We start from the raw sequence: 12,326 nt of genomic DNA on the forward strand, positions 1-12,326 counted from the left end.
CCCAAAGAGTGGCTGGAAGGCAAAGCCGCGAATGCTCACGTGTCGACGGATCGGGTACTCAAGGCAGCTAAGCTCAAAAGACCTTGAAAGGGCTGGCTGTAAGAGCGAAACCGATATAAGACATAATCCAAATACCGGATATGTACGAAAATCCAAAGAACACCCCGAACCAGCCCAATGCGCGACAGCGCCACATCAAAGATGCAGTAGACCCCCACAGGAAAGCGCTTTTGATCCTGATCCTGGAAGCCCCCCCTCAAACCACGAGGCCCGCACCTTTTTCCAACCGGAGCAAGCTGTTACTGTACCGACCATAAAAGCCCAAGCCGCCCGGATCGGATCTCTGACTTGAAGCGTCCCCTCCTTCTACTAATAATTCTGGCCTTGAGCTTCGCTGCGAACGCGACGATTACCGAGAGCCACGGTTACACGCAGTTCGGCACACTCAAGTACCCGGCCAAATTCACCCACTTCGATTGGGTAAACCCTGCAGCGCCAAAAGGCGGAACCCTGCGGGTCATGGCTTTTGGCACCTTCGATACGCTCAACCCCTACACATTCAAGGGCTCAAGCCCCGTCTCCACCCCCAATTTCCTGCAATACGGCGTCAACGAGCTAAACGAGCCTTTGATGGTCGGCACCGGCCAGTACGCGCCGTCCGGCGATGAACCCACCTCCAGCTACGGGCTGATTGCCCAATCGGTCGAATACAGCGAAGACCGCAGCTGGGTGGTGTTCAACCTGCGCCCCGAGGCGCGTTTTCACGACGGCAAGCCGATCACCGCCGATGACGTGGCGTTTTCCTACCGCACGCTGTTGACCGAAGGCCACCCGCAGTACCGCACCAACCTGCAGGAAGTGGCGCGGGTCGACGTGCTCAACCGTCATCGCATCCGCTTTGTGTTCAAGCGCGCCGGCAACCCGTTGCTGATCCTGCGCCTCGGCGAATTGCCGGTATTGCCCCAGCACTACTGGAAAAACCGCGACTTCAAAGCCACCACGTTTGAACCCCCATTGGGCAGCGGGCCGTACCGCATCACCAAGGTCACCCCCGGCCGGCAACTGGTGTTTGAACGGGTCAAGGATTACTGGGGCAAAGACTTGCCGGTCAACCAGGGCTTCTACAACTACAACAAGGTCGAGGTAGAGTTTTACCGCGACAGCGACGTGGCGTTTGAAGCCTTCAAGGCGGGCGAATTCGACATCTATATCGAGCACCAGGCGAAGAACTGGGCCACCGGCTACGACTTCCCGGCGGTCAACCGTGGCGATGTAATCAAGGCGCAGATTGCGCACCAGATCCCGACCCAGAGCCAGGGCCTGTTCATGAACACGCGGCGGCCCACCTTCGCCCAAGCCAAGGTGCGCGAAGCACTGGGGCTGATGTTCGATTTTGAATGGACCAACCGCAGCCTGTTCAGCAGCGCCTACACACGCAGCTTGAGTTACTACCCCAACAGCGAGTTCTCGGCGACCGGCGTACCGGTGGGCCACGAATGGCTGATGCTCTCGCCGTACCGCGAGCAGTTGCCGGCCAAGCTGTTTACCCAAGCCTTCAGCCTGCCGCAGACCGACGGCCGCGGCATCCCGCGCGACACCCTGCGGCATGCGCTGGGGCTGCTCGGCGAAGCCGGCTGGAAGCTGTCGGGGCAACGCCTGCTCAACAGTGACGGGCAACCGCTGCGCGTTGAGATTTTGCTGGTGAACCCGAACCTGGAGCGCATCCTGCAACCGTATGTCGAGAACCTGATCAGCATCGGTATCGACGCGCGCCTGCGTACGGTTGACCGCGCACAATACAAACAGCGCCTGGATCAGTTCGACTTCGACATGATCCTGATCACCCTCAACCAGACCCTGAGCCCGGGCCTTGAGCAGTGGCAGTACTTCCATTCCAGCCAAGCCGGCATCAAGGGCAGCAAGAATTACGCAGGCATCGCCAACCCGGTGGTCGACCACCTGCTGGAACACTTGCTCGCGGCGCAAACCCGCGAAGAACAACTGGCCGCCGGCCGTGCCCTTGACCGGGTACTGTTGTGGCAGCACTACAGCATTCCCAACTGGTACCTCAACTATCATCGCTTGGCGTACCGCAACCGGTTCGCCTTTGTCACCACGCCGCCCTACAGCCTGGGCCTGAGCGCATGGTGGCTGAAAGCTTCGGAGAAAGCCCAATGATGTTTTTGCGCAACGCTTTGCTCAGCAGCCTGTTGCTCTGCACGGCGGCGAACGCGGCGCCGCAACATGCGCTGACGCTGTACAACGAGCCGCCCAAGTACCCCGCTGACTTCAAGCATTTCGACTACGTAAACCCCGCAGCCCCCAAGGGCGGCACGTTTCGCGAATCAAGCATGGGCGGTTTCGACAGCCTCAACCCCTACATCAGCAAGGGCGTACCGGCAGATAACCTGCAACTGATCTACGACACGCTGGCGATACAGAGTCTGGACGAGCCCATCACCGAATACGGGCTGGTGGCCGGCAAGATCGAAAAGGCCCCGGACAACAGTTGGGTCCGCTTCTACCTGCGCCCCGAAGCGCGCTTTCATGATGGCCACCCGATCCGCGCCGAAGACGTGCTGTTCACCTTCGATGCGCTGATAAAGGACGGCTCGCCGCTCTACCGCACCTACTACGCCGACGTCGACGAAGTGGTGGCCGAAGACCCGCTGCGCGTGCTGTTCAAGTTCAAACGCACCAACAACCGCGAATTGCCGCTGATCCTCGGGCAACTGCCGGTATTGCCCAAACATTGGTGGGCAACTCGCGACTTTACCAAGGGCAACCTGGAAATCCCGCTGGGCAGCGGGCCGTATAAGGTCGCCGAGGTCAAGCCGGGGCGCATGATTCGCTATGAGCGGGTCAAGGACTACTGGGCCAAGGACTTGCCGGTGACCCAAGGCCTCTACAACTTCGATAACCGCATCAGCGACTATTACCGCGACAGCACCGTGGCGCTCGAAGCCCTGAAAGCCGGGCAATTTGACTACTGGCTGGAGTTCAGCGCGAAGAACTGGGCCAACGCCTACAACATTCCCGCCGTCACCCAAGGGCGGCTGATCAAGGAAGAAATCCCCAACGGCAACCCGACCGGCATGCAGGGTTTTGTGTTCAACGTGCGCAAACCGATGTTCCAGGATGTGCGCGTGCGCAAGGCCATCAGCCTGCTACTGGACTTTGAGTGGAGCAACAAACAGCTGTTCAACGGTGCCTACGTGCGCACCCGTAGCTATTTCGAGAACTCGGAAATGGCTGCCACCGGCCTGCCTGGCCCGGACGAGACGGCGATCCTCGAACCGTTTCGCGACAAGATCGCGCCGCAAGTGTTTACCGAAGCCTTCGCACCGGCTAAAACCGACGGCAGCGGCATGATCCGCACCCAGCAACGCGAGGCCTACCAGTTGCTGCAAGCGGCGGGCTGGAAGATCGTCGACGACAAGATGGTCGACACCACCGGCAAACCGGTGAGCATCGAGTTCCTGCTGACCCAAACCGATTTTGAACGGGTGTTGTTGCCGTTCAAACGCAACCTGGCCGACCTGGGCATCGACCTGGTGATTCGCCGGGTCGACGTTTCGCAGTACATCAACCGCCTGCGTTCGCGCGACTTTGACATGCTGGTGGGCAGCTTTCCGCAATCCACCTCGCCGGGCAACGAGCAGCGCGAGTTCTGGCAGTCGTCCAGCGCCGACAAGCCCGGCAGCCGCAACTACATGGGCCTCAAAGACCCGGTGATCGACCAGTTGGTCGAAGCGTTGATCGATGCCGATTCGCGCAAAAGCCTGGTGGCGCACGCCAAAGCCCTCGACCGCGTGTTGCAGTTCGGCTACTACGTGATTCCCAACTGGCACATCAAAACTTTCCGCGTGGCGTATTGGAGCCACTTGGGCCACCCTGCGGTGCCGCCGCGCTACGACGTCGGCACGGCGACCTGGTGGGCCAAACCCGAGGTAAAACCGGCGCTCTCACTGGGCACCACTGAAACCGCCGATCCGGCGAGCGGAGGCGATTAAATGCTGGCTTATATTGTTCGTCGCCTGTTGCTGATTATTCCGACGTTGCTCGGGATTCTGTTGATCAACTTCATCATCATCCAGGCCGCCCCCGGTGGCCCGGTGGAACAGATGATCGCCAAGCTCGAAGGCTTTGACGGCGCCACCAGCCGCATTGCCGGTGGCGGTGCCGAGGTCTCGGTGGCCGGTTCCAGCTATCGCGGCGCGCAGGGCCTGGACCCGGCGTTGATCAAGGAAATCGAGAAGATGTACGGCTTCGACAAATCGGCGCCGGAACGCTTGTGGATCATGATCAAGAACTACGCCAAGCTGGATTTTGGCGACAGTTTTTTCCGTGACGCCAAGGTCATCGACCTGATCAAGGAAAAAATGCCGGTGTCCATCTCCCTCGGGTTATGGAGCACGCTGATCATGTACCTGGTGTCGATTCCGCTGGGGATCGCCAAGGCCACCCGGCACGGCAGCCATTTCGATGTGTGGACCAGCTCGGCGATTATCGTCGGCTACGCGATCCCGGCGTTCTTGTTCGCGATCCTGCTGATCGTGGTGTTTGCCGGCGGCAGTTACCTCGACTGGTTCCCGTTGCGCGGGCTCACCTCGAATAACTTCGAAGAACTGAGCCTGTTCGGCAAGGTCCGCGATTACTTCTGGCACCTCGCGCTGCCCGTCACCGCGCTGGTGATCGGCAACTTTGCGACGATGACCTTGCTGACCAAAAACAGCTTCCTCGATGAAATCAACAAACAGTACGTGGTCACCGCCAAGGCCAAGGGCTTGACCAACCACCGCGTGCTTTACGGCCACGTGTTCCGCAACGCCATGCTGCTGGTGATCGCGGGTTTCCCATCGGCGTTTATCGGGATCTTCTTCACCGGCTCGTTGCTGGTGGAGGTGATTTTCTCCCTCGACGGCCTCGGCCTGATGAGTTTTGAAGCGGCGATCAACCGCGACTACCCGGTGGTGTTCGGCACGTTGTTTATCTTCACCCTGCTGGGGCTGGTGGTAAAACTGATCGGCGACCTCACCTACACCCTGGTCGATCCGCGCATCGACTTTTCCAGCCGGGAGCATTGAGATGAACTTGTCCCCCCTCAATCGCCGCCGGTTCGAGCGGTTCAAGGCGAACAAACGTGGCTGGTGGTCGCTGTGGCTGTTCCTGATTCTGTTCGGGCTCAGCCTCGGCGCCGAATTGATCGCCAACGACAAACCGCTGGCCGTGCACTTCGATGGCGGCTGGTACTTCCCGGCGCTCAAGCGCTACCCGGAGACCACCTTTGGCGGTGAGTTCCCGCTGGAGGCCAACTACAAGAGCCCGTACATCCAGGAACTGCTCAAGGCCAAAGACGCCTGGACGCTGTGGGCACCGATCCCGTTTGGCTACCAGAGCATCAACTACGACCTGCGGGTGCCGGCCCCTGCCCCGCCGTCGTCGGTCAACCTGCTGGGCACCGATGACCAGGGCCGCGATGTGCTGGCGCGGGTGATTTACGGCTTCCGCGTGTCGGTGCTGTTTGCGCTGACGCTGACCGTACTCAGTTCGATCATCGGCGTGATCGCCGGGGCACTGCAGGGTTTTTATGGCGGCTGGGTCGACCTCGCCGGGCAGCGCTTCCTGGAAATCTGGTCAGGTCTGCCGGTGCTGTACCTGCTGATCATCCTCGCAAGCTTTGTGCAACCGAACTTCTGGTGGCTGCTGGGGATCATGTTGCTGTTTTCCTGGATGAGCCTGGTGGACGTGGTGCGCGCCGAGTTCCTGCGCGGGCGCAACCTCGAATACGTGCGCGCGGCGCGGGCGCTGGGCATGCAGAACGGCGCGATCATGTTCCGGCATATCCTGCCGAATGCGATGGTTTCGACCATGACCTTTATGCCGTTCATTCTCACCGGCGCCATCGGCACCCTCACCGCGCTGGACTTTTTGGGCTTCGGCCTGCCCGCCGGCTCGCCGTCGCTGGGTGAACTGGTGGCCCAAGGCAAATCCAACCTGCAAGCGCCGTGGCTGGGCATGAGTGCCTTCGCCGTGCTGGCGATCATGTTGAGTCTGCTGGTGTTTATCGGCGAGTCCGCTCGCGATGCCTTCGACCCGAGGAAATGAGATGAACCAGGACAATCTGATCGAAGTCCGCGACCTCAGCGTCGAGTTCGTCACCGGCGAGCATCACCACCGCGTGGTAAACAACGTCAGCTTCGACATCAAGCGCGGCGAAACCCTGGCGCTGGTCGGCGAAAGCGGCTCGGGCAAATCGGTCACCGCGCACTCGATCCTGCGCCTGCTGCCCTACCCGCTGGCCCGTCACCCGTCTGGCACCATCGGCTACGCCGGGCAAGACTTGCTGACCCTCAAAGAGAAAACCATCCGGCACATTCGCGGCAACCGCATTGCGATGATTTTTCAGGAGCCGATGACCTCGTTGAACCCGCTGCACTGCATCGAAAAGCAGATCAACGAAGTGCTCGGCCTGCACAAAGGCCTGACCGGCAAGGTCGCCACCGCGCGCACCCTGGAACTGCTTGAGCTGGTCGGCATCCCCGAGCCGCACAAGCGCCTCAAGGCCTTGCCGCACGAACTGTCCGGCGGCCAGCGCCAGCGCGTGATGATCGCCATGGCGCTGGCCAACGAGCCGGAACTGCTGATCGCCGACGAGCCGACCACGGCGCTCGACGTGACCGTGCAACTGAAGATTCTGGAACTGCTTAAGGAATTGCAGGCGCGACTCGGCATGGCGTTGCTGCTGATCAGCCATGACCTCAACCTGGTACGCCGCATTGCCCACCGCGTGTGCGTGATGCAGCAAGGCTGCATCGTTGAGCAAGCCGAGTGCGAGACGCTGTTCCAGGCGCCGCAGCACCCTTACACGCAAGAACTGCTGGCGGCTGAACCGAGTGGCGGGCCGGCGACCAATGCGGTTGGGCCAGCGCTGCTGGAAGTCGATGACCTGAAGGTGTGGTTTCCGATCAAAAAAGGCTTTTTGCGCAACACCGTCGATTACGTCAAGGCGGTGGACGGCATCAACTTCAGCCTGCCGCAAGGCCAGACCCTGGGCATCGTCGGCGAGAGCGGCTCGGGCAAATCCACGCTGGGCCTGGCGATTTTGCGCTTGATCGCGAGCACCGGCGGGATTCGCTTTGAAGGCCAGCCACTGGACCGCATGAGCCAACAACAGGTGCGCCCGTTGCGCCGGGAAATGCAGGTGGTGTTTCAGGACCCGTTCGGCAGCTTGAGCCCGCGCATGAGCGTCAGCGAGATTGTTGGCGAGGGCCTGCGGATTCACAAGATGGGCACGCCTGCCGAGCAGGAAGCGGCGATTATCGCGGCGCTCAAAGAGGTCGGCCTGGACCCGGATGCGCGGCATCGCTACCCGCATGAGTTTTCCGGCGGCCAGCGCCAACGCATCGCCATCGCCCGCGCGCTGGTGCTCAAACCGCGTTTGATTTTACTCGATGAGCCGACCTCGGCGCTGGACCGCACCGTGCAGCGGCAGGTGGTGGAGTTGCTGCGGGGCTTGCAGGCCAAGTACAACCTGACTTACCTGTTTATCAGCCATGATTTGGCGGTGGTCAAGGCTTTGAGCCACCAGTTGATGGTGGTCAAGCATGGCCGCGCGGTGGAACAGGGCGACGCACAGGCGATTTTTGCTGCGCCGCAGCATGCTTACACCCGGCAGTTGCTGGAAGCAGCGTTTTTGGTGCCCGCCGCCGGGGTTTGACCGGTACACAGCAGATCTGCTTTCTGTGGGAGCGGGCTTGCTCGCGATTGCGGTGTGTCAGATAAATAGTTTTCAACTGACACACCGCTATCGCGAGCAAGCCCGCTCCCACAGTTTGAATGCATTCGGCTTGGGAGATCAGTCGGCGTTGGCGCCCCAACCCAAACCCAATGGAACTTTGCCGGGAAATAACCGCCTGAATCCGGTAGGCTCACCCTTTTTATTCAAGGAGTTACTCCCCATGGCCAAAGCCACCGCCCGTCACATCCTCGTTTCCACTGAAGACAAGTGCAACGAACTCAAGGCCCAGATCGAAGGCGGCGCCGATTTCGCAGAAATCGCCAAAGCCAACTCCAGCTGCCCATCCAGCCGTCAAGGCGGCGACTTGGGTTCGTTCGGCCCAGGCCAAATGGTTAAAGAATTCGACAGCGTCGTGTTCAGCGCCCCGGTCAACACCGTGCAAGGCCCAGTGAAAACCCAGTTCGGTTATCACCTGCTGGAAGTCACCAGCCGCCAGGACTGATCCAGTCTGCGCTGATGCTCTAAACAACGGCCCGCCTTTTGGTGGGCCGTTGTGCATGTGACGACTGGCGATGCTCAGGCCGTTAGCGTACAAACCCCCTATTATTCTTCGTCACCTGGCGTTCAAGGCTGATAATGCGATTGGCTTTTTCATCTCTGCTCAGCTCCACCCTGGCCCTGCTGTTGGCCAGTACCGCCGTGATCGCGGCCCCGCAGACGTACCTGACGGTGTACGGCGAACCGGCCAAATACCCCGCCGGCTTCAGCCATTTCGACTATGCCAACCCCGACGCCCCCAAAGGCGGCAGCCTGCGCCGCTCGGCCATCGAGATCGGGCGTTTTGACCATGTGCTGCCGTATATCGACAAAGGCATCGGCGTGGCCCAGGTCGACGGCTGGCTCTACGCGCCGTTGGCCCAGCGTTCGCTGGACGAGCCCTACACGGTGTATGGCCTGGTCGCGGAAAAAATGGAACGCGCCGACGACGGCCTGTCGCTGCGCTTTTACCTCAACCCCAAGGCGCGCTTCGCCGACGGTAAACCGATCACCGCCGAAGACGTGCGCTACAGCTTCGACCTGCTGATGACCCAGGGCAGCCTGCGCTTTCGCACCCTGTTCGCCGACGTCAAACACGTCGAAGTCGAAGGCGAGCGCCAGGTGCGCTTTGACTTTTCCAGCAATGAAAACCGCACGTTGGCGCTGGATATTGCGACCTTGCCGGTGTTCCCCGAGCACTGGTGGAAAACCCGCGACTTCGCCAACGGCGGCGGCTACGAAGCCCCGCTGGGCAGCGGCCCGTACACCATCAGCAAAATCGATTCCGGCAGCACCATCACCTTTACCCGCGACCCAAACTGGTGGGGCAAGGACTTGCCCGTCAGCCGTGGCCTGTACAACTTCAACCAGTTGAGCCTGGAGTATTTCGGCGACACCGAAGTCGCCCGCCAGGTGTTGCGCGGTGGCGCCTACGACTTCAACCGCGAATTCTCTGCCACCGGTTACTCCATCGGCTACAACGGCCCGGCGCTGGACGATGGCCGATTGCAGCGTGAGCACTTGGCCAAAGAAATGCCGCAACCGGCGCAAGGCTATGTATTCAACGTGCAAAAGCCGATGTTTAAAGACCGCCGCGTGCGTCAGGCTTTGGCGATGCTGTGGGATTTTGAATGGGCCAACCGGCAGATGATGCGCAACATGTACATCCGCCAGCAGAGCTTTTTCTCGAACAGCCCGCTGGCCGCGACCCAGTTGCCGAGCAAAGACGAGCTGGCGATTCTTGAGCCGCTGCGTGGGCAAGTGCCCGAAGAAGTGTTAACCCACGTGTTCAAGGCGCCGGTCACCGACGGCAGCGGCATGATCCGCGACAAGCAGTTGCAAGCGCTGGCCTTGCTCGAAGAAGCCGGCTGGAAACCCGAGGGTGACAGGCTGGTGAACGCCGAAGGCGAGCCGCTGGAGTTCACCTTTCTCAACGCGCAAAGCGGTGTGGAGCGTCTGTTGCTGCCGTATAAACGCAACCTGGCGCAAATCGGTATCACCCTGAATATCCGCCGCATCGATTCCTCGCAATACGTGAACCGCGTCATGGCCCGCGACTACGACATGATCGTCAGCGGCTTCCCGGTCACCACCTCGCCCGGGATGGAGCTGTACAACTTCTTCGGCTCGGCGGCCGCCTTCGACCCCGGCGCAAATAACTACATGGTGCTCCAGGACCCGGCCGTCGACAGCCTGATCAAAGGCCTGGTCAAGGCCAACACCCAAGCGCAGATGCTCACCTATGCGCATGCCCTCGACCGTGTGCTGCAATGGAACTACCTGTGGATTCCCAATTACTACCCGCCCGGCACGTCCGCCGCGTGGTGGAACCGCTTCGGCCGCCCGGCCATCGCCGCCAAAAACGACGAAGCGCTGGAAACCTGGTGGGAAATCAGCCCCACGCCACTGACGAATGAGCAAATGAACGCCGAGTTGAAAAAGCGCGGAGGTGCCCACTGATGTTTGCCTATATCGTGCGGCGCCTGCTGCTGATTATTCCGACGCTGGTGATCATCCTGCTGGTCAACTTCGTGATCGTGCAGGCCGCGCCCGGCGGGCCGGTGGAGCAAGCCATCGCGCACTTGCAAGGCATTGGCGGCGGCGCTGTCGGTGGCTCGTCCGGTGAAGGCATCAGCGGCGGTTCGCGGGCCAGCCGGGGCCTGGACCCCAAGCTGATCAAAGACATCGAAAAGCAATACGGCTTCGACAAGCCCGCCCCGGAACGCCTGTGGCTGATGCTCAAGAGTTACACCCGGCTGGATTTCGGCAACAGCTTCTTTCGCGGCTCGACCGTCACCGACCTGATCCTGGAAAAAATGCCGGTGACCATCTCGCTCGGCCTCTGGGCCACGCTGATCACCTACCTGGTGTCGATCCCCTTGGGCATTCGCAAGGCCGTGCGCCATGGCAGCAGCTTTGATGTGTGGAGCAGCACCGCCATCGTCATCGGCTATGCCATGCCGGCGTTTCTGTTTGCGATGTTCCTGATTGTGCTGTTCGCCGGCGGCACTTCGTTGAACTGGTTCCCGGTGCGCGGGCTGGTCTCGGAAAATTTTGAAGAACTGAGTACCGTGGGCAAAATCGCCGACTACTTCTGGCACTTGGTGTTGCCGGTCACGGCACTGGTGATCGGCGGGTTCGCCACACTGACCATCCTCACCAAAAACTCGTTCCTGAATGAAATTACCCGCCAATACGTCGTCACCGCGCGCGCCAAAGGCTTGAGCGAACGGCGCGTGCTGTATGGGCATGTGTTCCGCAACGCGATGTTGCTGGTTATTTCCGGGATTCCGCAGGCGTTTATCAGCGTGTTTTTCGCCGGTTCGTTGCTGATCGAGGTGATCTTCTCACTCGATGGCCTCGGCCGCATGAGCTACGAAGCCGCCGTGTCGCGTGACTACCCGGTGGTGTTCGGTTCGCTGTTTATCTTCACCCTGTTCGGGCTGCTGATAAAACTCATCGGCGACCTCTGCTACACGTGGGTGGACCCGCGTATCGACTTCGCCGCGAGGAACGCCTGATGCTTGATTTGTCTCCGGTAGCGCGTCGGCGTTTCGAGCGCTTCAAAAAGAACCGTCGCGGCTGGTGGTCGCTGTGGCTGTTTATCGGCCTGTTTATCCTGACCCTTGGCGGCGAGTTGATCGCCAATGACAAGCCGCTGGTACTCAGCTTCAAAAACGAGCTGTATTTTCCGGTGTTCAAGCGCTACACCGAGCAACAGTTCGGCGGGCAGTTGCCGTTTCAGGCCGACTACCGCAGTGACTACGTGCAAAAGCTGATCAAGCAGGACGGCGGCTGGATGCTGTTTCCGCCGGTGCCGTTCAGCGCTGACACGCCCAATTACGAACTGACCCGCCCTGCCCCGAGCCCGCCCTCGGCGGTGAACTGGCTGGGCACCGACGACCAGTCGCGGGATGTGTTGGCGCGCGTGCTGTTTGGCGCACGCGTGTCGATATTGTTCGCGTTGGCGCTGACCGCGATCAGCGCCGCCATCGGCATCGCCGCCGGCGCGTTGCAGGGTTACTACGGCGGCTGGGTGGACTTGCTCGGCCAGCGCATTCTGGAAGTGTGGTCCGGGCTGCCGGTGCTGTACCTGTTGATCATCCTGTCGGGGTTTGTCGAGCCGAACTTCTGGTGGTTGCTGGGCATCATGGCGCTGTTTTCGTGGCTCGCGCTGGTGGACGTGGTGCGTGCCGAGTTCCTGCGCGGGCGCAACCTGGAATACGTCAAGGCCGCACGCGCCCTGGGCTTGGGCGACGGCAAGATTATCCGTCGGCACATCCTGCCGAACGCGATGACCGCCACCTTGAGCTACCTGCCGTTTATTTTGACCGGCGCGATTTCCACCTTGAGCGCCCTGGATTTCCTCGGCTTCGGCATGCCGGCAGGCAGTGCGTCACTGGGCGAGCTGATCGCGCAAGGCAAGCAGAACCTGCAAGCGCCGTGGCTGGGCCTGACGGCGTTTTTCACCTTGGCGCTGATTCTGTCGCTGCTGGTATTTATCGGCGAGGCGTTGCGTGATGCCTTCGACCCCCGTGCATGAGTGAGT

The 12,326-nt window shown here is 60.7% G+C and carries 9 protein-coding genes; all 9 read left to right on the plus strand.

All coding sequences use genetic code 11. The features are described 5' to 3' along the window. Window positions 1–348: 348 nt before the first annotated feature. The 9 genes from AO240_RS21635 (at window position 349) to AO240_RS21680 (ending at window position 12,320) form a co-directional block, all read left to right on the plus strand. Window positions 349–2,178 carry an extracellular solute-binding protein gene (locus tag AO240_RS21635; RefSeq protein WP_099239099.1) on the plus strand — a complete coding sequence of 610 codons (1,830 nt, stop codon included), beginning with the start codon at window positions 349–351 and terminating at the stop codon, window positions 2,176–2,178. Further along, entirely contained in the window at window positions 2,175–4,013 is a 1,839-nt protein-coding gene (locus tag AO240_RS21640; protein ID WP_099239101.1) for an extracellular solute-binding protein, read from the plus strand. The genes AO240_RS21635 and AO240_RS21640 overlap by 4 nt, the downstream gene beginning before the upstream one ends. After that, window positions 4,014–5,087, plus strand: coding sequence for a microcin C ABC transporter permease YejB (locus tag AO240_RS21645; RefSeq protein ID WP_058412587.1), 1,074 nt, complete (start codon window positions 4,014–4,016; stop codon window positions 5,085–5,087). Window position 5,088: 1 nt separating this feature from the next. After that, complete coding sequence (locus tag AO240_RS21650; RefSeq protein ID WP_099239103.1) at window positions 5,089–6,108, plus strand: ABC transporter permease; 1,020 nt, start codon at window positions 5,089–5,091, stop codon at window positions 6,106–6,108. 1 nt (window position 6,109) lies between these two features. Beyond that, complete coding sequence (locus AO240_RS21655) at window positions 6,110–7,720, plus strand: ABC transporter ATP-binding protein (protein WP_099239105.1); 1,611 nt, start codon at window positions 6,110–6,112, stop codon at window positions 7,718–7,720. Between the two features lie 241 nt (window positions 7,721–7,961). Beyond that, window positions 7,962–8,243, plus strand: a complete 282-nt coding sequence (locus AO240_RS21665) for a peptidylprolyl isomerase (RefSeq protein ID WP_058412590.1) — start codon at window positions 7,962–7,964, stop codon at window positions 8,241–8,243. A gap of 134 nt (window positions 8,244–8,377) precedes the next feature. Further along, window positions 8,378–10,237 (plus strand): extracellular solute-binding protein, encoded by a 1,860-nt coding sequence (locus tag AO240_RS21670; protein WP_099239109.1) that lies wholly within the window; start codon window positions 8,378–8,380, stop codon window positions 10,235–10,237. Then, window positions 10,237–11,298 carry a microcin C ABC transporter permease YejB gene (locus AO240_RS21675; protein WP_099239111.1) on the plus strand — a complete coding sequence of 354 codons (1,062 nt, stop codon included), beginning with the start codon at window positions 10,237–10,239 and terminating at the stop codon, window positions 11,296–11,298. Before AO240_RS21670 ends, AO240_RS21675 begins: the two co-directional genes overlap by 1 nt. After that, the gene (locus tag AO240_RS21680) at window positions 11,298–12,320 is read left to right on the plus strand and encodes an ABC transporter permease (protein ID WP_099239113.1); all 1,023 of its coding nucleotides are present in this window, start codon (window positions 11,298–11,300) and stop codon (window positions 12,318–12,320) included. Before AO240_RS21675 ends, AO240_RS21680 begins: the two co-directional genes overlap by 1 nt. Window positions 12,321–12,326 lie beyond the last annotated feature (6 nt).

Origin of the sequence: Pseudomonas sp. ICMP 460 (assembly GCF_002723595.1) — a bacterium.
Lineage (GTDB): Bacteria > Pseudomonadota > Gammaproteobacteria > Pseudomonadales > Pseudomonadaceae > Aquipseudomonas > Aquipseudomonas kitaguniensis.

What these genes read in the sequence shown, in the direction of transcription:
- AO240_RS21640 (WP_099239101.1), top strand. Translation starts at nt 2,175, where the DNA reads ATGATGTTTTTGCGCAACGCTTTGCTCAGCAGCCTGTTGCTCTGCACG.
- AO240_RS21645 (WP_058412587.1), top strand. Translation starts at nt 4,014, where the DNA reads ATGCTGGCTTATATTGTTCGTCGCCTGTTGCTGATTATTCCGACGTTG.
- AO240_RS21650 (WP_099239103.1), top strand. Translation starts at nt 5,089, where the DNA reads ATGAACTTGTCCCCCCTCAATCGCCGCCGGTTCGAGCGGTTCAAGGCG.
- AO240_RS21655 (WP_099239105.1), top strand. Translation starts at nt 6,110, where the DNA reads ATGAACCAGGACAATCTGATCGAAGTCCGCGACCTCAGCGTCGAGTTC.
- AO240_RS21665 (WP_058412590.1), top strand. Translation starts at nt 7,962, where the DNA reads ATGGCCAAAGCCACCGCCCGTCACATCCTCGTTTCCACTGAAGACAAG.
- AO240_RS21670 (WP_099239109.1), top strand. Translation starts at nt 8,378, where the DNA reads ATGCGATTGGCTTTTTCATCTCTGCTCAGCTCCACCCTGGCCCTGCTG.
- AO240_RS21675 (WP_099239111.1), top strand. Translation starts at nt 10,237, where the DNA reads ATGTTTGCCTATATCGTGCGGCGCCTGCTGCTGATTATTCCGACGCTG.
- AO240_RS21680 (WP_099239113.1), top strand. Translation starts at nt 11,298, where the DNA reads ATGCTTGATTTGTCTCCGGTAGCGCGTCGGCGTTTCGAGCGCTTCAAA.